12 protein-coding genes, 1 pseudogene and 1 riboswitch are annotated in these 20,838 nt (G+C 70.8%); of the genes and pseudogenes, 6 read left to right on the top strand and 7 right to left on the bottom strand.

Going from position 1 to position 20,838, the window contains the following annotated elements:
* Positions 1-103: 103 nt before the first annotated feature.
* The gene (locus FG99_RS02550; protein ID WP_043267100.1) at positions 104-3,463 is read right to left on the bottom strand and encodes a patatin-like phospholipase family protein; all 3,360 of its coding nucleotides are present in this window, start codon (positions 3,461-3,463) and stop codon (positions 104-106) included.
* A 144-nt stretch (positions 3,464-3,607) separates the two neighbouring features.
* The gene (locus tag FG99_RS02545; RefSeq protein ID WP_043267919.1) at positions 3,608-6,619 is read right to left on the bottom strand and encodes a transglycosylase domain-containing protein; all 3,012 of its coding nucleotides are present in this window, start codon (positions 6,617-6,619) and stop codon (positions 3,608-3,610) included.
* A 304-nt stretch (positions 6,620-6,923) separates the two neighbouring features.
* Here FG99_RS02545 and FG99_RS02540 point away from each other — a divergent pair, with 304 nt between their 5' ends.
* The 3 genes from FG99_RS02540 to FG99_RS02525 all read left to right on the top strand — a co-directional run bounded on the left by FG99_RS02540 (position 6,924) and on the right by FG99_RS02525 (position 9,850).
* Positions 6,924-7,154 (top strand): hypothetical protein, encoded by a 231-nt coding sequence (locus FG99_RS02540; RefSeq protein WP_043267099.1) that lies wholly within the window; start codon positions 6,924-6,926, stop codon positions 7,152-7,154.
* Between the two features lie 359 nt (positions 7,155-7,513).
* Complete coding sequence (locus FG99_RS02530; RefSeq protein ID WP_043267095.1) at positions 7,514-8,191, top strand: class I SAM-dependent methyltransferase; 678 nt, start codon at positions 7,514-7,516, stop codon at positions 8,189-8,191.
* A gap of 276 nt (positions 8,192-8,467) precedes the next feature.
* Positions 8,468-9,850 carry an amino acid permease gene (locus FG99_RS02525; RefSeq protein WP_141766023.1) on the top strand — a complete coding sequence of 461 codons (1,383 nt, stop codon included), beginning with the start codon at positions 8,468-8,470 and terminating at the stop codon, positions 9,848-9,850.
* 211 nt (positions 9,851-10,061) lie between these two features.
* On the opposite strand, the gene FG99_RS02520 is transcribed toward FG99_RS02525, so the two are convergent.
* Together FG99_RS02520 and FG99_RS02515 are read right to left on the bottom strand one after the other, a co-directional pair.
* Positions 10,062-12,020 carry a M48 family metallopeptidase gene (locus FG99_RS02520; RefSeq protein ID WP_043267091.1) on the bottom strand — a complete coding sequence of 653 codons (1,959 nt, stop codon included), beginning with the start codon at positions 12,018-12,020 and terminating at the stop codon, positions 10,062-10,064.
* Between the two features lie 15 nt (positions 12,021-12,035).
* Positions 12,036-12,632, bottom strand: a complete 597-nt coding sequence (locus tag FG99_RS02515; protein WP_043267090.1) for a LemA family protein — start codon at positions 12,630-12,632, stop codon at positions 12,036-12,038.
* Between the two features lie 143 nt (positions 12,633-12,775).
* Positions 12,776-12,982, top strand: a riboswitch (cobalamin riboswitch).
* A gap of 92 nt (positions 12,983-13,074) precedes the next feature.
* Between FG99_RS02515 and FG99_RS02510 the strand changes: the two genes are divergently transcribed.
* Genes FG99_RS02510 through FG99_RS02500 form a run of 3 tightly spaced genes read left to right on the top strand, consistent with a single transcriptional unit; the run spans position 13,075 to position 16,641 of the window.
* Entirely contained in the window at positions 13,075-15,024 is a 1,950-nt protein-coding gene (locus FG99_RS02510; RefSeq protein ID WP_043267088.1) for a TonB-dependent receptor plug domain-containing protein, read from the top strand.
* 7 nt (positions 15,025-15,031) lie between these two features.
* The gene (locus tag FG99_RS02505) at positions 15,032-15,739 is read left to right on the top strand and encodes a (2Fe-2S) ferredoxin domain-containing protein (protein WP_043267086.1); all 708 of its coding nucleotides are present in this window, start codon (positions 15,032-15,034) and stop codon (positions 15,737-15,739) included.
* Positions 15,736-16,641 (top strand): ABC transporter substrate-binding protein, encoded by a 906-nt coding sequence (locus tag FG99_RS02500; RefSeq protein ID WP_043267084.1) that lies wholly within the window; start codon positions 15,736-15,738, stop codon positions 16,639-16,641. The genes FG99_RS02505 and FG99_RS02500 overlap by 4 nt, the downstream gene beginning before the upstream one ends.
* A 6-nt stretch (positions 16,642-16,647) precedes the next feature.
* Here FG99_RS02500 and FG99_RS02495 read toward each other — a convergent pair whose 3' ends face one another.
* From FG99_RS02495 to FG99_RS02485, 3 genes and pseudogenes are all read right to left on the bottom strand, one after another.
* Complete coding sequence (locus tag FG99_RS02495; RefSeq protein WP_051878373.1) at positions 16,648-17,673, bottom strand: Csu type fimbrial protein; 1,026 nt, start codon at positions 17,671-17,673, stop codon at positions 16,648-16,650.
* A gap of 15 nt (positions 17,674-17,688) precedes the next feature.
* Positions 17,689-20,070: a fimbria/pilus outer membrane usher protein gene (locus FG99_RS02490; RefSeq protein ID WP_043267082.1), complete on the bottom strand. Its 2,382-nt coding sequence runs from the start codon at positions 20,068-20,070 to the stop codon at positions 17,689-17,691.
* Positions 20,071-20,073: 3 nt separating this feature from the next.
* Positions 20,074-20,820, bottom strand: a pseudogene (locus FG99_RS02485) (molecular chaperone).
* Between the last annotated feature and the right edge of the window lie 18 nt (positions 20,821-20,838).

The raw sequence follows: 20,838 nt of genomic DNA, 5'->3' as shown, positions 1-20,838 counted from the left end.
CTCGTAGGAGCGAGCTTGCTCGCGAACCGCATGGCACCGTGTTTGTTCGCGAGCAAGAACTAGGCGTCCCCCTCGATCCTACGAAGAGCACCCCGGCGCCACCTCAATTGGGCTTCGCCTGCGCCGGCAGCCAGAACTCGATGACCCCGGGCGAGGCCTGCAGGCTTGCCGCCAGCGGCAGGGCCACGGCCTTGTCGCTGAACTTCTGCGCCAGCCAGCGGGCGCATTCGCCGTCGCGGCGGGCGTGGTAGATGAAGGTCGGCCGCGGCCAGGGCAATGGCGGCGGCGAACCGCGGCGGGCGGCGGCGCTGACCACGTTCTCGATGCCCGGGGTGCTGATGCCGCTGCCTTCCAGCAGCTTGAGGAAGTCCCGCGCCGTGCGTTGCTCGTCGGCCGAGTAGATCTGCGTGTAGAGCACCACCGGCCGCCTGCCTTCGCGCATGCAGGGGTTGGTCATCGGCTCTGCTGCGGGTGCGGGTGCGGGCGGGGCGCCGGCCGTGACGGCGGGTGGTGGCGTCATCTCGGCGCTGACAGGCGGTGATGCCGGCGCCGCGGCTGGCGGCGGAGGGGGCGGCGGCGGGGCGCTGGCCAGCGCCGGGTTGTCTTCCGGCAGCGGGGTGAAGCCGAACCAGTATTGCTGCACCGGGCTGTTGGGGTGCGGGTCGCTGGTGAGCTGGCGCAGGTAGTTGCAGTCGGCCGACTCGGCGCCGCTGGCGCAGGCCGTGCTGGCGCGCTCGAACAGGGTGCGCATGTCGCTGGCGAACTCCACCGACAGGCCGTTGCGGCTGGCGAAGTTCTCCAGGTGGCCGATGCGCGTGCGCAGGGCGTCGCTGACCTTGTTGCCCTTGGCGTAGAGGTCGGCGATGGCCTCCAGTTGGCTGGCGTACTTCGACTCGCTGTCGGCGATGTTGCCGCGGTATTGCTCCAGGCCCTGCCAGAGCGCCACCACCAGGCTGGCGGAGAGGCCCACGCCGAGGGTGGTGCGCACGTTCTGGGCGATGCGCTGGCGGCGGTTCGGGCCGTTGGCCGGGGCCGGCTGGCCGACCGCGGTGAGGGTCACGATGCTGGCCAGGTCGGCCCAGCCCGGCAGGCGCTGGAGGAAGTCGCGGCTGAGCACCGAGCCCAGCGCCAGGCCCAGTTGGTGGTAGGCCTCCCACTGGCTTTCGTCGAAGAACTGGTCGTCGGTGCCCTGCTGCGGGAAGGCCGGGTTGCGGTCGGCGTAGCCCACCAGATCGAAGGGCAGTTCCAGCAGCGGCGAATCGCAGCGGTGCGGCTTGACCACCAGCAGGGTGCCGCGCCTGTGGCTGGCGTAGGTGATGCGCGCCAGCAGCAGGTATTCGCGGCCGCAATCCGGCGAGATGGACTCCGGGGTGCCGAACAGCAGGGTGCGCGCGTCGCCGGCGGAGACCCGTGCCAGGCTGGCCGGGTCGATGAACTCGATGTCGGCGTCGTAGTCGATCTTGGCCTTGCGCACCAGGTTCTCCAGGTCCTCGAACAGGTAGCGCGGGTCGGCGCCGCAGTCGCTGGCGACGATCAGGTCGACCTCGCGCTTGAGCAGGGCGTAGACGCCGCTGTTGTCGAAGTGGCCGCCGTCGGACAGGTACCAGAAGGGCGCGCGCAGGCCGGGGAACTGGGCGAGCATCTCGGCGCGGGTGGCCAGGTACTTGGCCAGGCGCGCGCGCCAGCCGGTCTCGGCGGCGCGGGTCGGGTTGGGCAGCCAGAAGCCCAGGCGCAGGCCGGTCATGAACACCAGCGCGGCCAGCCCGGCGCTGGTGCGCGAGCCCATGCCGGTGCTCAGCGCGGCGCCGGAGATGGTCGCCCATTGCGCCAGGCTGCTGCGCTCCAGGCCCTGGGGCGGCCGCGGGCCGTGGGTGCCGGTCTCCACGCCCAGGGCGCTGACGGTCAGGGCCACGCCCTTGCGGTCGGCGTTGTAGCTGTGGGTGCGATCGTCGAGGGTCTGGTTGATGCAGCAGTTGATCAGGTGCAGCGGCCCGCCGTAGGCGTGCGGCTGGTAGTCGGCCAGGGCCACGTCGTCGCCGGGCAGTATCTCCCGCAGCGACTCGATGCCCTCGATCAGCCGGCGCTCGGCCGGTACCAGCAGCGAGGCCGGGAAGCGCGCCTCGGGGCCGCCGTGGTTGGCCACCGCGACGTAGGTGCGGGCCAGGCGCGAGCGGTAGAAGTAGTGCAGCGAGGCGAGGTTCAGCTGGGTGAGGTTGGCGCCGCTGATGCCGATGTAGAAGCCCAGCGCGGCCAGCACCAGGGCCCAGTACAGCAGCGGCAGCCAGGGCTGCATGGCTGCGCCGGGGCTGAGCAGGTTGCCGCCCAGGTAGAGGAAGGCCTGCAGCAGCGTCAGCCAGGCCAGCAGCAGGAACGCCAGCAGGGCCAGGCCCAGCAGGTTGGCCAGCTGGCTGCCGTAGGCGCTCGGCAGGCCCTGCTGGCGCAGGCGCTCCAGCAGCGTCGGCAGCAGGGCGCGCAGCAGCACCACGGCAAGGCCCGTGGAGCCCAGCACGCTGGAGGAAATGAGGGTGAAGTTGCCGCTCTCGCGCAGGCGCACGACCAAGTGCCAGGTCGCCGCCTCGCAAACGCCCAGCAGCAACACCCCGGCGCCGCCCAGCAGCACCCAGCCCAGCCAGTGGGTCAGGCGCAGGCGCTGCTGCTCCGGCGGGCAGGCGCGCAGCGGCAGGCGCAGCAGCCAGCCCAGCGGGGCGATCAGCAGCGCGCCGACCAGAACGGCGTAGGCCAGCAGCCGCGGACCCAGCTCGATGTCGCTCTGCAACTGCGGCCACAGGCCCTGCACCGCCAGGGCCAGCGCGGCGAGCAGGGCCAGCAGCACCGAGAGCAGGTCGCGCAGGGCGTGGTCCTGGCGGTCGCGGCTGAACCAGTAGGCCCAGCACAGCGCCCCGGCGGCCAGCAGCAACAGCGGCACGGCGAGGAACCACAGCGACCAGAGGTTGCCGAGGAACACCGGCGGCGTGCCCAGCAGCGCCAGCAGCACGTGGGGCAGCACCGTGAACATGCCGATGCACAGCAGCAGGATGCCGATCTCCAGTTGGGTGGCCATGAAGCCACGGAGCATCGAGGCGCCGGCCATCAGCAGGTCGCGGCCGCCGGCCGGGGCCAGGTAGCGGCCGTTGTTGCGCAGCCACCAGAGCAGCAGCGAGTCGTCCGCCGCCAGGCCGTTCTCCACCTCGCGGGCGCCCTGGGCGGGGCCGTACAGGCGGCCGAGCATGGCGCCGACGTAGCCGCCGCCGGACACCGTGGACAGGTAGTCGAAGCGTTTGAGCACGTGGTTCTTCGCCAGCGCCCGCAGCAGGCCGAAGTTGAAGGTGGCGCTGCGCACGCCGCCGCCGGAGAGGGCCAGGCCCCAGCTGAAGTCGCTCGGCACGTCGATGCCGGCCTGGGCGCGGCGCTGGCGCAGCAGCGCCTGTTCCTGGTCCCTGAGGTTCCCATGGCGGCGCGGCATGGCGGTGCCCTCCGGCTCCGGACCCGCGCGGCAAGGGGCGCCGCGCCAGGTCATGCTGACGGCCGGCCGGACCTCCCGGCGCCGAACCCTTGGCGCCGTGCTTCCCTGGCCTTTCCCGGGTTCAGGCCGCGGCGGCGCGCGGCCTCATAGCCAGCTCACCCGCAGGGTGTCCTGGGGCGCGTGGCACTCGGTGCCCGGCTCCAGGTAGTGCTGCAGCATCGGCGCCATGCCCTTGAGCACCTGCACCGGCAGCGCCGAGGTGAACTTGAAGTTGCTCGACGCGCTGCCGGCCACGTAGGCGGTGAGGGTGCCGAAGTGCCGCGGGCCGAGGTAGAACACGAAGGTCGCGGTGCGGTTCAGCGAGCGCGAACTCTTCACCGCCCCGCCGCGGGTGAAGCTTTCGATGCGGTTGTCGCCGGTGCCGGTCTTGCCGCCCATCACCAGCGGGCTGCCGTCGTCGCGGCGGAAGCTGCCGGACAGCCGCCGCGCGGTGCCCTGGTCGACCACCTGGGACAGCGAGTCGCGCAGGGTGCTGGCCACCTCCGAGGTCATCACCCGGGTGCCGACGTTGGCCTGCGGCGCCAGGCTCACCTCGTAGGGCGTGCCGGCGGCGAAGTGCAGGCTGTCGATGCGCAGGGTGGGCAGGCGGATACCGTCGTTGAGGATGATGCCCATCAGCTCGGCCAGCGCCGCCGGGCGGTCGCCGGAGCTGCCCAGGGCGGTGGCCAGCGAGGGCACCAGGTGGTCGAAGGGGTAGCCCAACTGCTTCCACTGCTGGTGGATGTCGAGGAAGGCCTCCACCTCCAGCATGATGCGGATGCGCTTGTCGCGGGCGGCCTTGTAGCGCGACTTGTACAGCCAGCCGTAGACCTGCTTGCGCTCGGCATTGCTGGCGGCCACCGCGTCGGCGAAGCTGGCCTGGGGCTGGCGCTGCAGGTAGCCCAGCAGCCACAACTCCAGCGGGTGCACGCGGGCCACGTAGCCCTGGTCGTTGAGGTCGAAGGCGCCGGGGCCGTAGCGCTTGTAGAGGTCGGCGATGCGTTTGTCGGTGAGCTTCTCGCCGGTGTAGTGGCTCTGCTTCAGGCGGTCCTGGAGGAAGGCGGCGAAGGTCGCCTGGTCGGCCTGGGGCTGCAGGTAGCGGTGGATCGCCGCCAGGCGCACCGGCCACGGGCGCAGGCCGTCGAGGAAGGTGTCCAGGCGCTCGGCGGCGTTCTGCCCGCGGTACTTCTGCCAGAAGCGCAGCAGGTAGACGCGGCTCTCCTGGTCGACGAAGCGGTCCAGGTACAGCTGGCGGCGCGGGTCCTTGTCGTCCTGCAGCACGGTCAGCTTGTTGCCGTCCTTCTGGTACATGTCGTGGCGCACCAGGTCGCGCAGCAGGCGCACGAAGGGCAGGTTGATGGATTCGCGCAGCGCTTCGAGCAGGGTGGGGATGCGCCCGTTGTCCTCCCGGCGGAAGTTGGAGAAGGTGTGCACGCCGCCGCCGGTGAAGAAGCTCTCGTAGGGGCTGGCCGAGTACTTGCGCTGCATGGCCGCGGCGAGCATGGCCGAGAGGTCGGCGTTGGGGTTGGCGATCAGGTAGTCGATGGACCAGCGGCTGATGAAGTCCAGCGGCTCCACCGGCACCTTGCGCAGCTCGGCGGCGGGCTTGCCGTTGTAGGCGCGGTACTGGTCGGCGATGCGCTCCAGGTAGTTGGACAGCACCCGCAGCTTGGCGGTGGAACCCAGCTCCAGCTTGCTGCCCTCGTTGATGTCGAAGGGCTGGTCGGTGCTGTCGGTCTGCACGCGCACGCGGTTGCCGTCGGCGGTGCGCTCGAACAGCACGAAGCTGTAGCGCACGTCGGCGGTCTTGTCCTTGGACAGCAGGTGCTCGCCGAACAGGCCGATCTGCGAGGCGAAGTCCGCGTCGGCCAGTTGCTTGAGGTAGGCGCTGACCTTGTTCTGCAACTCGTCCTGCAGGGTGGTGCTGAAGCTCAGGTCGAGGCGGTCCAGGTCATACAGCGGCACGTTGAGCATGCCCGCCAGGCGGGTGCGGGCCAGGCTCACGCCCTTGTTCGGCTCCAGCGGCTGCACCGTCGGCTGGTTCTGCGGGTCGCGGAACTCCAGGCGCTGGGCCAGGGCGGCATCGCGCAGCGGCGCCTCGATCACCCCGGCCTGGGCCAGCAGGCGCAGGTAGCTGTCGGTCAGCTCGCCCAGCGGCTTGCGCCCGCGCGCCAGGTAATAGGACGGGCGGCGGTGGGCGATCATCAGCGACACCACCTGGCGCAGCGCCCGGCCCTGGGCCTCGAGCTCGGCGCCCTGGCCGACGGGCGAGGAGAGCAGGCGGTTGACCTGCTGGTAGTCGGCGCCATACCAGATCCACAGGCCGTCGGGCAGGCCGCTGACCTCGCCGTAGCCCGGCTGCGCCGAGAGCGGCACCGAGTTGAGGTAGGTGAGCACCACGTTGCGCCGCGCCGGCAGGTTCTCGGCGCCGCCCTGGTAGGCGCGCACGCTGGCCGAGGCCATCTGCCGCAGCTTGTCGCGGATGGAATTGGTGCGCCCGTCCACCGAGTGGCGGTACTTCTCGATCTGCGTGGCCAGGGTGCTGCCGCCGGGGGCGTGGTTGCCCATGCCGACCAGGCGCCCGGCCTGGGCCACGGCGGCCTGGGTGAAGCGGCTCCAGTCGATGGCCGGGTTGAGGTAGGGGCGGCTGGCGTCGAGCAGGTCGCGGTTCTCGATGTACAGCAGGCTCTGCACGATCAGCGGGGCGATGGCGTCGTAGCTGGCGTAGAGCCGCTGCGGGTAGCGGAAGTTGTAGATCGGCAGGCCGCGGCAGTCGCTGATGTCGACGCCGGCCTGGGCCTTCTCGGCGTAGGGCGGGAACATGCCGTAGCCGGCGTATTGCAGCAGGGCAGGGGAGAAGCGCGCCTGGTCGAGGGTGACGAAGTCGCGGTCGTGCAGGCGCTGCAGGAAGTCCGGCAGTTGCAGGTAGCCCAGGCGGCGGTCGAAGGGGCCGTCCTTCGGGTAGACCACCTGGTCGCTGGAACCGGCGCCGACCTGCCAGGTCAGCTCGCCGGCCAGGCGCGCCAGCTCGCGGGCCTGCAGCTTGGAGGTATGCGCCTCGTATAGCAGCGCCGCGCCCATCGCCGCCAGCAGTGGCAGGACGAACAGGAACAGCAGCAGGAAGCGGTGGTGGCTGGGTTTTTTCGGGGAAAAGCCAGGCTCCGGCACGCCCGGTTGAGAATGCAGTTGACCGGTATGCTCCGTATGCGCCATATCACGACCTGCCCATGCTTGCGAAAGCCTGAGTAAGCGGTCTCCGCCGACGTGACGACCGGCACCCATCCCGGTGCCGCGAAAGCCCCCGTGCCAGCGGCCTCCCCTTTCTTTGAGCGTAGTAGGCGGGGAAAATTCTGCTGAATGTCGTGCCTTCGTCCGGCCCAAGCCGCGACAATGCCCGACGAGTGACCTGGAAAACGACCCGATGCGCCTGTTCCTGCTGTTCCTGCCGTTGATCGCCAGCCTGAGCGCCCAGGCCGCGCCCATGCCGTTCTACCTGTGGCAGAGCCGCGTGGACGGCCACCTGACCTGCAGCCAGACCTCGCCGGGGGAGGGCTGGACGCGGCTGTCCGGGCCGTTCGGCGATGCGGGGTGCCGGCAGCCGTTGAAGAGCGGGCCCTCGACCAAGGGGCTGGCGGTGCCGAAGGGGTTGTGAGGGGCGGGCTTTTCTTTTGTAGGAGCGAGGGGGACGCCCAGTTCTTGCTCGCGAACGAGGTAACCGGCGGCTTCGGTGCTTTCGGTGGACTCCGTACCCTCTCCCCAGCCCTCTCCCTGAAGGGAGAGGGGGCTAGTCCGCGCCGAGAGAAGGCTTGGTTCCAGCCGGAAACCTTCGGTGTTGCCGGCTAACTCCAGAGCCTCCGTTTCTGCCCAACGGTCCCCTCTCCCTTCAGGGAGAGGGTTAGGGAGAGGGCGCTCTTCGGGGCCTGCGCCGCAGCCACCGGGAAACACAGTTCGCGAGCAAGCTCGCTCCTACAACCTAAAATGGAATCTTCCCTTTCCCCTCGGACCCCCACCATGCCCGACAACCCCACCCGCATCCGCCACAGCTGGGACAGCAACGCCAGCGCCTGGACCCGCGCAGTACGCGAGCAGCGCATCGACAGCCGCCGTCTGGCCACCGACGAGGCCATCGTCCGCGCCGTGCTGGAAGGTTCGCCGCATCGTGTGCTGGACATCGGCTGCGGCGAAGGCTGGCTGTGCCGGGTGCTGGAGGCCCGGGGTTGCGAAGTGGTGGGCATCGACGCCTCGCCAGCCCTGATCGAGGCCGCGCGCCAGGCCGGCGAAGGGCAGTACGAGCTGCTGAGCCAGGCCGAGCTGGTGGGCGAGGCCGGGGCGCACCTGGGGCGGTTCGACGCGCTGGTGTGCAACTTTGCCCTGTTCGACGAGGACCTCGCGCCCCTGCTGCGCGGCCTGCAGCAGCGCCTGGCGCCGGGCGGGCGGCTGCTGATCCAGACCCTGCACCCCTGGAGCGCCTGCGGCGACGAGCCCTACGAGGACGGCTGGCGCCTGGAGACCTTCAGCGCCTTTGGCGACGAGTTCCGCGAGCCCATGCCCTGGTACTTCCGCACCTTCGAGTCCTGGCTGGCCCTGCTGCACGCCAGCGGCTGGCGCCTGCTGGCCCTGCGCGAGCCGCGGCGGCCGGATACCGGGGCGGCCTGCTCGCTGTTGCTGGTGGCCGCGCCGGCCGGGTAAGCCTTTGGTCTCGTTCGCACCATAAGGGGGCAGACGCCCCGGCAATCTTGTGCAACACTCCGCGGCGACCTCAGTGGTTCACTCCCGCAATGCCCACGTCCGCTCCACAAGGGCGGGCAGCCTCTTCCGGTGTGCAGTCCCGGAAGGCCCCAGACGAATCCTCCCCGTGCCCACCGGCGCGGTGGCGGCGCTTTTTCCGTCGCGGGCCTTCCTCATCCCGATTGCGCTTCGAGTCGCCGCTGATATACCCAACAACAAAATCGAGGTTGCACCATCATGTCGTCCCACGATCTCCAACGGGATCTCAACGAGCGGCACATCCGTCTCATGGCCCTCGGCGCCTGCATCGGCGTCGGCCTGTTCCTCGGCTCCGCCAAGGCCATCCAGATGGCCGGCCCGGCCATCATGCTCTCCTACATCATCGGCGGCCTGGCCATCCTGGTCATCATGCGCGCCCTCGGCGAAATGGCCGTGCACAACCCCGTGGCCGGCTCCTTCGCCCGCTACGCCCAGGACTATCTCGGCCCGCTGGCCGGCTACCTGACCGGCTGGAACTACTGGTTCCTGTGGCTGGTGACCTGCGTCGCGGAGATCACCGCGGTGGCCATCTACATGGGCATCTGGTTCCCCGAGGTGCCGCGCTGGATCTGGGCCCTGGCGGCCCTGGCGAGCATGGGCACCATCAACCTGATCGCGGTGCGCGCCTTCGGCGAGTTCGAGTTCTGGTTCGCCCTGATCAAGGTCGTCACCATCCTCGCGCTGATCCTGGTGGGCGGCGGCATGATCGTCTTCGGCCTGGGCAACGGCGGCGTGGCCACCGGCATTTCCAACCTGTGGAGCAACGGCGGCTTCATGCCCCATGGCATCACCGGCGTGCTGATGTCGCTGCAGATGGTGATGTTCGCCTACCTGGGCGTGGAGATGATCGGCCTCACCGCCGGCGAGGCGAAGAACCCGCAGAAGACCATTCCCGGGGCGATCAACTCGGTGTTCTGGCGCATCCTGCTGTTCTACGTCGGCGCGCTGTTCGTGATCATGTCGATCTACCCGTGGAGCGAGATCGGCACCCAGGGCAGCCCCTTCGTGATGACCTTCGAGCGCCTGGGCATCAAGACCGCCGCCGGCATCATCAACTTCGTGGTGATCACCGCCGCGCTGTCTTCCTGCAACGGCGGCATCTTCAGCACCGGGCGCATGCTCTACAGCCTCGCCCAGCACGGCCAGGCGCCGGCGGTCTTCGCCAAGACCTCCAAGGGCGGCGTGCCGCGCAATGCGCTGATCCTGTCCATAGTCGCGCTGCTGTTCGGCGTGCTGCTGAACTACCTGGTGCCGGAGAAGGTGTTCACCTGGGTGACCTCCATCGCCACCTTCGGCGCCATCTGGACCTGGGCCATGATCCTGCTGGCGCAGCTGAAGTTCCGCCGCGGCCTGAGCCCGGCCGAGGCCGGCAAGCTGCAGTTCAAGATGTGGCTGTACCCGCTGAGCTCCTACCTGGCCATGGCCTTCCTGGTGCTGGTGGTGGCGCTGATGGCGTTCTTCGAGGACACCCGCATCGCCCTCTACATCGGCCCGGCCTTCCTGGTCCTGCTGGTGGTGCTGTACCGCGTGTTCGACCTGGCGCCGAAAGGCGAGCGGGGCGCGGTCGCCAGCGGCGCGTGAGCCTGATGGCGAAATGACAAAGGGCCTCTTCGGAGGCCCTTTTCTTTTGTGTGGCGAATCGCGGACGGAGAGGAAACTCCATGCCTCACGACAACTGTAGGAGCGGGCCCTGCCCGCGAAATCGCGCGCAGGGCGCGCTCCTACATGGGAATGGCGCGGGTGGGGCAGCGTAGGAGCGGATCTTATCCGCGAATCGCGCCGGAACCTCCGGCTATCGCGGACAGAGTCCGCTCCTACGAAAAGCCGTATCCGCCAGCAACGGCGGCATCGGGCAGTCGAGGATGTCGGCCACCGCGCGCAGCAGTTCCGCCTCGGCCACGCTGATGCAGCCGTCGTATTCGCCGCAGCGGACCATGGCCTTGAGCAGCTGCGGCTTCTGCAACGGGCGCAGTTGCGCCAGGCGCCGCAGCGCCGCTTCCAGCTCGCGCAGGGTGCCGGCCTGCGGCGGCTGCCGCACGGCGAAGGGCAGGGTGGCCCAGGCCTGGGCGAAGGCCTGTTCGGCGTGGGCCGCTTCGGCCTCCTCGACGCCGGCGAGGAAGGCCAGCAGGACCGCCGCCTCGTCGCCCAGCTCGGTCAGCGGCAGGTTGCCGATGCGCGCCGGGGCCGGGCGCAGGTTGCGTTCGACGATGCGCAGCAGCGTCCACTCCAGCAGTTTCACCCGGCGGTCGGCCTTGATCAGCAGCGCCATGTTGCCCAGCAGGCTCGCCACCTGGGTGGCGTCCAACTGCTTCAGCGCCGGCATGGCCAGGTCCAGCAGAGGCAGGCGCTGGCCCGGATCGAGGGTGTGCAGGTGCTCCTCCAGGCGGTCGAACTGGAAGGCCACGCCCAGCTCCAGGCGCGGCTTGAGCAGCTGCAGTTGCTGGGCGCGGGCCAGCGCTTCGGCGTCCAGCAACAGGCCGTAGACCAAGGCCTGCGCGCCATCGACCTTGTGCGCCGCCGCCCGCAGGCTTTCATCCAGCCGTTGCAGGGTGTGCCGCGCTTCCGCCAGGTGCGCCCCGGCCGGCTCGCCGATGGCCTCGACCGACGCCAGCGCCGCGCCCGAGGGGTAGCCGCGCAGGGCGGCGTTCCAGGTCTCGCGGTCCACCAGCGGGATGTCCAGGCGCGGTTCCAGCTTCGGGTAGCGGCCGTCCCAGCCCGGCTCGATGCGGCGGATGCGCGCCTCCAGCGGCGGGTGGGTGGCCAGGCCGAACCAGTGGCTGGCCAGGCCGTCGCTGAAGTACAGGTGGCTGAACTCGGCGCGGTGCAGGGCGCCGAGCAGCGAGCCGTAGCCGCCGACCTTCTTCAGCGCCCCGGCGATGCTGGCTGGGTTGCGGGTGAACTGCACGGCGGAGGCGTCGGCGAGATATTCGCGCTGGCGGTTCACCGCGGCCTTGATCAGGCTGCCGAAGAAGGTCCCGACCGAGCCCAGCCCCCACAGGCACAGGCCGGCGACGAAGGCCAGCGCGATGAAGCCCAGGGCCGAGCCGGAGCCGCTGTCGTTGCCGGCGTTGCTGCGCTGCATGCGGATGCGCGCCACGTCGTCGGCGCGGTGGCTGTCCCACAGGCCGCGGACCATGGTCTCGCCGATCAGGCCCAGCAGCAGGATGCCGTGCAGCAGCGCCACCAGGCGGGTGTTCAGGCGCATGTCGCCGTGGTGGATGTGGCTGAACTCGTGGGCGATCACCCCCTGCAGCTCGTCGCGGCTGAGCAGGGCGATGGTCCCGCGGGTGACGCCGATGACCGCGTCGCGCGGCGTCAGGCCGGCGGCGAAGGCGTTGATGCCGCTGTCCTCCAGCAGGTACACCGGCGGCACCGGGGTGCCCGAGGCGATGGCCATTTCCTCGACCACGTTGAGCACCCGGCGTTCATCGGCGTCGCGGGCGTCCAGGTTGATCAGCCGGCCGCCCAGGCGCTCGGCCACGGCGCGGCCGCCCAGGCGCAGCTGGTGGTGCTTGTACCAGGCGCCGACGATCACCACGCCGACCACCACCAGCGCCACCCACAGGTAGAGTTCGAAGTCGGGCAGGCGCTGCGGCGAGGTCCAGTGGCTGGCGGGCTCGCCGATGTGGCGCCAGAGCCAGCCCAGGACCAGGCTGGTGAGCGTCACCAGGCAGGCCACCGCCGCGGCCAGGAGCAGGATCAGCCGGCCGGTCTGGCGGCGGGCACGGTCCTGGTGCTGGAAGAAGTTCATCGCGCGCACCGCTCGTCAGAAGGCGATCTTGGGTGCGTCCTGGATCTGCTTGCTGTCGGCGAACTCCAGCTGCGCGACCTCGGTCTTGTGGCCGAAGTTCGCCGCCAGCACCACGGCGGGGAACGACTGGCGGTAGGCGTTGTACTCCATCACCGCGTCGTTGTAGGCCTGGCGGGCGAAGGCCACTTTGTTCTCGGTGCTCGACAGCTCCTCGGTGAGCTGCTGCAGGTTCTGCGAGGCCTTCAGGTCCGGGTAGGCCTCCATGGTCACGTTGAGCCGCCCCAGCGCGCCGCCCAGGGCGCCCTCGGCGCTGGCCAGCTGGGCCAGGCCGGCGGCGGCGCCGGGTTGGCTGGCGGCGGCCTTGAGCCCGGCCACCGCGGCATTGCGCGCGGCGATCACCGCCTCCAGGGTTTCCCGCTCGTGCTTGAGGTAGGCCTTGGCGGTTTCCACCAGGTTGGGGATCAGGTCGTAGCGCCGCTTGAGCTGCACCTCGATCTGCGCGAAGGCGTTGCGGTAGCGGGCGCGCAGGTTCACCAGGCGGTTGTAGATGGCGATGACGCCGAAGAACAGCACGGCGAGGACGAGCAGGGTGACCAGGGAGGAAACCGACATGGGAGGTCCTTTTCGAGCGTCGGGAAAGGTCCGCCGATGATAGCGGAAAGCTTCCACGGCGGAAGGAAAGGCATCACGGGCTGTGCCCGGAAGCGGAAGCATGCTGTAAAGGGCTGCCCTTGACGCCCCGCCGCACCGATGGTCAGATGCGGGCCGTTCCAGGTGCTTCATGCCGCCGTGCATGAGGTGAAACGGGAAGCCGGTGCGTCGCCCTTGGCGATCAGTCCGGCGCTGCCCCCGCAACGGTAAGCGAGCGGGGCATCCACGAGGCCACTGTGCTCAGGCATGGGAAGGCGGATGCTCCAGAACCCTCGCAAGCCCGGAGACCGGCCTGGAGCGTTGTTGGCAAACCCGCGGTGGGCGGGCGTGAGCCGGATTCCGGACGCGCTCGCGCCGGAACTCGCTGCGCCGCCTGCGAAATTCCCGTTTCGAGGCGATCACCTTGCACTTCCCTTCTTCCGAATCCGCACTTCGGCTTGCCCCCTGGCTCGCCGGCCTGTGCCTGAGCCCCTGCCTGAACGCCGAGCCCCTGGGCCTGCGCGACGAAATCGTCAGCGCGCCTTCGGTGGAATCCACCACCGTCGCCGAGATGGCCCGCTACGGCAGCAAGCTCGAAGTCATCGAGCGCGAGCAGATCGAGCGCGCCGGCCCCAGCGCCGACATCACCCGCGTGCTGCAGATGTACGTGCCGGGCCTGTTCGTGGCGCCGAAGAACGGCCCCTTCGACTACGGCACCTACTCGCTGCTGGGCGGGCGCAACGACGACACCCTGATCCTGCTCGACGGCGTGCGCCTGAACAACCGCCTGTATGGCGGCCTCTACCTGGACACCCTGCCGACCACCGCGGTGGAGCGCATCGAGGTGCTCAAGGGCGGCCAGGGCCTGCTGTTCGGCACCCAGGCGGTGTCCGGGGTGATCAACATCGTCACCCGCAGCGCGCGCAGCCGCGAGGCTTCCGGCGAGGTCAACCTGGGCCTGGACAGCTTCCGCGGGCGCAATGGCGATGCGCGGGTGGAGAAAGTGCTGGAGAACGGCCTGGGCGACCTCGGCCTGCTGGCCTACGTCAGCCACAACCGCTCCGACGGCTACAAGCCGTTCCGCGAACAGGACATGACCGCCACCGTCAGCGACAAGCGCCGCTCCTACGACGTCAACGTGTTCGGCGCCAAGGCCATCCAGGCTTTCGGCGACAGCTCGCGGCTGGAGCTGTTCTACCAGTACGCCGACGCCGACCTGGACTTCGCCCGCCCGGCCGACAACCACCACACCAGCAACGACCGCATCCAGCAGATCGCCACGGCGACCTTCGAGCAGCGCCTGAACGACGACTTCAGCTGGTTCGCCAAGGCCCACCTGAACGACTGGGACACCCGCTACACGCGCATCTACAACCTCGCCGGCGGCGGCACCCGCACGCTCAACCACAACGACTACTGGGGCTTCACCGACTGGGGCGCGCAACTGGAGGGCAAGGCGCGCCTGGCCGGCGGCCACGAGCTGGTCTTCGGCAGCGACAACCAGTGGTACAAGGGCCAGGACGACGTGCTGATCATCGACAACGACAAGGCCGAGTCCCACGCCCTCTATGCCCAGTTGCGCCCGCAGCTGGACCTGCTGCCGAACTGGCACCCCAGCCTGGGCGTGCGCCGCGAGGAAATGAGCGGCGGCGAGGGCGCCACCGTGTGGATGCTCACCTCGCTCTACGACCTCAGCGACCAGCTCAAGCTGCGCGGCCAGCTGGGCACCGCCTTCAAGCTGCCCAACGCCGAGCAGCTGTTCGTCAACGAGCCGGGCAGCGAGATCGGCAACCGCGACCTCAAGCCCGAGCGCAGCCGCAACGCCGAGCTGGGCCTGGACTACAGCGGCGCGCTGTTCGGCCAGCCCTGGAGCGGCAGCGTCACCCTCTTCCGCCGCGAGATAAAGGACCTGATCACCCTGGCCGGCGACCAGTGGGTGAACGGCGACGGCGAGATCGAGGTGCGCGGCATCGAGGCCAACGGCCAGTGGCGGCTGGGCGAGCACTGGCAACTGGACGCCGACGCCACCCGCAACCTGGTGGACACCCGCGAGGGCGTGACCGTGAACAACATCCCGCACTTCTTCGCCCGCACCCGCCTGGGCTACGACCAGGCCCCGTGGGGCTTCGGCATGGCGCTGCGCTACGTCGGCTCCATCGTCAGCCCCCAGGGCGACGACTACGGCCACTACACGGTGCTCGACGGCGACGCCTACCGCTACCTGGACGGCGCCCGCCGCCACCGCCTGAGCCTGCTGCTGGAGAACCTGCTGGACCGCGACTACGCCACCAGCCGCACCACCAACGGCATCCGCCAGGTGGACAACCTGGGCCGCCCGCGCACCGCCGAGCTGCGCTACACCTTCAGCTTCTGAGGTGGCCATGGACCAGGCGCTGCTGATCGTCGGCCCCCTCGCGGGCGCCCAGGGCGAGGCCTTGCACGCCGAGCTGGCGGCGTCCCACCGCGCCGTGACGCTGGTGGATACCAGCGACGGCTTCGACGCCCTGTGGCCGGCCATCCGCGCGCAGCTGCGAGCGGGCAGGGCGCTGCTGCTGGTGGACCTGGAGCCGGCCAGCGATGGCGCCTACCTCGACTGGCTGCGCGGCGAGGTGGCGCAGTTGGCCGGCGACTTTCCCCAGGCGCCGTGCCCGCGGGTGACCGCCTCGGCCCTCGGCCGCCGTGGCCTGGACGCCCGGCTGGTCGGCGCGGCCATCGACGACGGCCGCCAGCAGCTGGAATGCCGCACCGTCGGCCCGGTGCCGGAACAACCGGACTGGTCGGCGCCGCCGCCGCACAAGCGCCAGGTGTTCCTCTGCACCGGCCCGCGCTGCGTGCGCCGCGGCGCTTTGCCCTTGTGGAAGGCGCTGCGCCGCGAACTGGCCAGGCGCGAGCTGATCGAAACCGCCGAAGGCGTGCTGCTGACCCGCACCGGTTGCCAGTTCCCCTGCAACCGCGGGCCGCTGCTGACCGTCTACCCGGACCGCTGCTGGTACGGCGTGCATGACGAGGCCCAGGTGCTGCGCGTGGTGGAGCAGCACCTGGCGGGCGGCGAGCCGGTGGCCGAACTGCTGATCGAGGGCGCGCCATGAAAGGCTTCGCCCTGCTGCTGGGGCTGTTGGTGGCGGCGCCGGCCCTGGCCGCCGAGGACTACCGCAACTGCGGCGAGACCTGGCACCTGGCCAAGGCGCCCGAGCGCATCCTCGCGCTCAACCAGCACGCCGCCGACCTGCTGCTGGAACTGGGCGCCGGGGCGCGGCTGGCGGGCGTGGCCTATCTGGACGACCCGGGGCCGCAGTTGCAGGGCGACCGCTACCGCGGCGTGCCCGTGGTGTCGGCGCGCTATCCGTCCACCGAACTGCTCTATGCGTTGCGCCCGGACCTGGTGGTGGGTGGCTTCGCCACGGCCTTCGACCCCGGGCGCGGGCGCGCCGAACTGGCCGCCGCCGGGATCGCCAGCTACCTGCTGGAGGCGGCCTGTGCTCAGCGCACGGGAGATGGCTTCGGCAACGTGCGCGACGACCTGCGCACCCTGGGCCGGCTGCTCGGCGCCGAGCCACGGGCCCAGGCGCTGATCGACGCCCAGCAGGCCGACCTGCGCGCGGCGGCCGCCAGGGCTGACGGCCGCGCGCCGCTGCGGGTGTTCTACCTCGACAGCAGCGACGCCGGCCTGGCCAGCCAGGGCGGGCGCGGCTTCGTTAGCGAGCTGCTGCGCGCCGCCGGGGCGCGCAACCTGTTCGAGGCGGTAGCGCTGCGCGGCTACCTGGCCAGCCCCGAAACGCTGCTCGCCGGCGACCCGGACGTGATCCTGCTGGCCGATGCGCGCTGGTCGCCGGCGGCGGAGAAGGTCCGCTACCTGCGCGCGCACCCGCTGCTCTCGCGGCTGCGCGCGGTGCGCGAAGGGCGCTTCGTGACGCTGCCGTTCAGCCAGTTGGTGCCGGGCGTGGAAAGCGGCCGTGCGGCGCGGTCGCTGGCCGAGGCCCTGTATCCCTGAGCCCGCTCAGAAGCGCACATCCACCACCACGCTGTCGCTGTAGGTGCCGGCTGGCGGCGTGGGCTGGTCGGGGAGGACTTCCGCGCGGTAGTCGAAGCCCTGGTAGGTGAGGCCGTCGAGGCTGCCGGGGTTCAGTTCGGCGCTGCTGCTGGGGCGTCTCTCAGTACCTGTCGAGCCCCAGCGCTCGCTGCCGCTGCTCGACTTGTACAGCTCGTAGGCCAGGCGGTTGCCGCCGCTGGCCATGTGCCGCTGGCCGCCGCTGGCGTTGACGCCGTCGCTCAGGCCGACGTCGTAGCTCGTGCCCTTGGAGCAGCGCACCTGGATGCGCTGCTGCACCGGGCGGAAGCCGGCGATCAGCGGCGCGCTGCCGAAGTTCACGGCGGGCGCGTTGAGCTGGCAGTCGCGGCGGACCTGCACCGTCAGTTGCAGGCTGGTGAGCACGCCCGTGCCCCAGTCGGTCGGCGCCGAGGTGCAGACCTCCAGCAGGCAGCCGCCGCTCACGCCGGGCGTGATGTCCCAGCCGGGGAAATAGCAGGCGCCCAGCACCCGGCCGGCCACGCAGATGCGCCAGTGCCAGCGCAGCTGGATGGTGGCGGTGTAGGTGCCGGGCGCCACGTTGGCCGGGCGCAGGCGGGCGTGCAGGGGGAATTGCGAGACGTCCGGCGTGCCGCCGGGAAACGGGAAGCGGGAATAGTCGTAGAACAGGCCCTGCTGCAGGCGCTGGGTCAGGCCGGCGTCGCCGTACAGCTCGAAGGGGATGGCGTCGCCCGTGGCGGCGTTGCGCAGCACGCCGCCGTTGAGGTTCTCCGGGAGCAGGCGTATCCAATTTTCGCGGATCGGGTAGCCCTTGAGGCTGCACCGGGCGCCGCCGGAGAGCTGCATGGCCGGAACGCCGTTGGCGATGGTCATCGAGCCGTGGCTGCCGAAGCTCGCCCTGCCGGGGTTGATCGTGCATTGCTCGGTCTCGGTATGGGCCAGGCCGGTGAGTGGCGCCAGGGCCAGGAGGGGGAGCAGGTAGCGCGGTATGGTCATGGTCGACTCCGGGGTTCAGCGGCAGGGCAACGGGCCCAGCTGCGCCAGTTCTTCGGCCTGCGGGTCGAGGTCGAAGACCAGGCTGCAGGCCTGGCCGTCGGGCAGGCTTACGCGCAGGCGGTTGTGCGCCTGCAGGTGTTCCAGGTAGACCAGCCCGTCCCAGCCCACGGGCACCGGCGGGCCACCGTTGACGCGAGCCTGGGCGCCGATCGGCAGCGGCCGGCCGTGGCTGTCGTGCAGCAGCAGGCTGGCGGCCAGCACCCGTTGCAGCGGGAAGCGCAGCAGGTAGCCGCTGCCGGAGCGCACCGCCACGCGCTGCTCCACCAGCGGCGCCACGACGTTGGAGGCCAGGCCCAGCGGGTCGATCTCGTACTTGCCGGCGTAGTAGGCGCTGCTCCAGGGCACCAGCAGGTGGCCGTCGGCGTTGGTGTGGCCGACCAACTGGTTCTCGTAGCGCACCGGAACGCCGGCCTGGCCGTCGGTGCTGACCAGCACGAAGGCGTCGTGCACGCGGTTGGCGGGGAACAGCGCGCCGTCCATCCAGGCCAGCGAACCGCTGGCGTCGGCCCAGTGGGTCTGCTCCCGCGCGCTGCCATAGACGCCGCCCTGGAGTTGCAGGCGGTCGCCGCGCCAGTTCAGCGCGGCATGGCGCCAGTCGTCGGCCCGGCCGTTGTCGACGTAGCCGAGGTTCCAGCCGAAACCGCCCTCGCTGGGCGCCGACTCGCTGTAGTCGACGCGGCGGCTGCCGTCCCCGCTGGCGCTGCGTTCGACGCCGACGCTGAGGGTGCCGCGCAGGTCGAACGGCACCACCAGTTGCACGGCGCTGCTCCATTTGCCGTTGCCCAGCTCGCGGTTGGCGGACAGGTAGAGGCTGGCATCGCCCCACAGCGGCCGGCTCCAGGACAGGTTGAGCAGGCGGGTGCGGCTGCCGTCGCCGGCCTCGACGTCGAAATAGCCGGCGCCCAGGCTGCCCCAGTCGTCCAGCGTCACGCTGGCGGTGGCCTGGGTGCTGCTGCGGCTGGGGCGTAGGCGCCAGTAGCGGTCATCGTCGTCGTCCTGGCGGCGCCGGGGGCGCTGCCGGGTGTCGTCGTAGCGGGCCAGGTCGCTGTAGTCGGCATCGCGCTGCAGGCGTTGCACGGTGAAGCTGAAGCGCCGCGCGTTGTACTGGTAGCCGAAGCTCAGCTGTCGTCCGCCGTCGCCGCCGTGCTGGCCGTGGCTGATGGCGCCGTTGAGCACGCCCAGGGTGCCCAGGCGCAGCATGCCGCCCAGGCCGGCCTGGGCGAGGCCGGCGGCGGCTTCGGCCTGGGCCTCCAGGGTGAAGGTGTCGCTCAGGCCGTGGCGCAGGGCGCCGGTGAAGGCGCCTGGCCCGTAGGCGAAGTTGTCCTGGCCATAGCCGCGCCGGAGGTTGCCCAGGCCCAGGGAGAAGTCGCTCAGGCCCGGGCGCAGCAGGTCGCTGCTGACGTAGAAGGGCACGCTGGTGGAGATCTGGCGGCCCAGGGCGTCGGTGGTCTGCAGCACCGCCTGGCCGGCGCCGTTGATGTAGGGCAGGTTGCCGATGCTGAAGGGGCCGGGCTGCAGTTGGTAGCTGCTGTTGCGGTAGCCGTCGATTAACAGGTCCAGGGTGCTGGGCAACGCCGCTTCGCCGGCGAAGCGCGGCAGCGGGTAGGTCAGCACATCGGGGCGGATGGCGAAGTTGCGCGACAACTGCAGCCCGCCCAGGCGCACCGGCGTGCTCCAGGCCAGGGAGCGGCTGACCAGATCGCCGGCCTCGTAGGTCAGCAGGCGTTCCTCGTCGTCGTAGCGCCAGTTGCTGTCGTAGCGCAGGTAGCGGCTGGGCTGTGCCGAACCGCCATGGACCTGCTGGTAGACGCCGCTGTGGCTGAAGACGCCGAAGCCGCCGAACAGGCGCAGGTCGGCCCAGGCCGTGCTCGTATCCTGGCCGCGTCGCGGGCTGCTGGCGTAGAACTGGTAGTTGAGCAGAGCGCCGAAGCTGCTGCGTGCCGGCACGTAGCCGGTGGCGCGCGCCTGGCCGAGCTGCTGCTCGGGCAACCACTGCGGCGGCACCTGCAGCAGCAGGCGCTGGCTGGCGGCCTCGTAGCGCACCTCGACGCCGGGCAGGCCGCCGACGTCGACCTGGCCGCCGCGCGGCACCGGCAGGCCGGCCGCGCGCAGCTCGGCGGCCTCGACCCAGAAGCGGCCCTGGCGCAACGTCACCGCCACCACCTGGCCGCTCGTGCGCAGGTTCACCAGCAGCTCCAGGTAGAGTTGCTGGTCGTCGGACAGGGCGCCCGCATCCCGGGGCGGCGGTGGCAGCGGCGCACTCGACAGGCGTTCCGCCTCGAACAGCAGGGTGGCGCCGGTGAGCAGCGGCAGCCAGGGGCGCGTCTGCCTGCCCATGCTTCAGGGCGCCGCGGCGGGAATCTCGCCGCGCACGCCATTGATCTCGGCCCACAGGCGCCCGCCGCTGGCGGGCTTGCGCGGCATTGGCCAGCGCATGGCGCTGCCGGCCAGCACGTAGCCGAGCAGGTCGTCGCCCACCGGCAGGGTACCGTCGCCCTGTTCGATGGCCGCCCGCGTCAGGCGGACATGCACCGCGCCGCGGTTGCGCACCTCCAGGTAGGTGCGGCCGCCTTCGTCGACCAGGCGCCAGTCCAGCCGCGCGGCCGTCGCGTCCTTCGCGCCGAGCCCGTCGCCGTAGAGGAACAGCGGCACCGAATAGCGCAGCTGGAAGCGGATGTCGCTGCCCTCGGCCGCTGGCTGCTGGGCCTGCGGCGCGGGAATCTCGTCGATGACGATGCGGTAGGCGCGCTCGCTGCCGGGGGCGGTCGGCGCCAGGCGGGTGAGGCGCACCAGTTGCCTGGCCCCCGCCGGGATGCGCAGCATCGGCGGGCTGCCGACCACCTCGCGCTGCGCCTGGAAGTGCTCCTCGCCGCCGGCCTGGCTCCAGGCGAAGATGCGCAGTTGCAACTGGGCCGGCTCGGCGCCGCGGTTTTCCAGCCAGAGCGCGCTGGCCCGCTGGTCGTGTTCCAGCACCGGGTCGATCGGCTAGATCAGGATCGAGCTGGCGGCGCGGGCTGTGGCGGCCGGCAGGGCGAGGGCGGCGAGCAGGGCCGCGACGAAGCGCAGGCGGGTATCGGGCAAGGGCATCACGGGGCTCCTGGCGCG

The organism is Pseudomonas sp. AAC, assembly GCF_000725445.1.
GTDB classification, from domain to species: Bacteria; Pseudomonadota; Gammaproteobacteria; order Pseudomonadales; family Pseudomonadaceae; genus Pseudomonas; species Pseudomonas citronellolis.
Note: the sequence above shows the minus strand (reverse complement) of the source record. Positions and strands in the feature narration are given on the sequence as shown.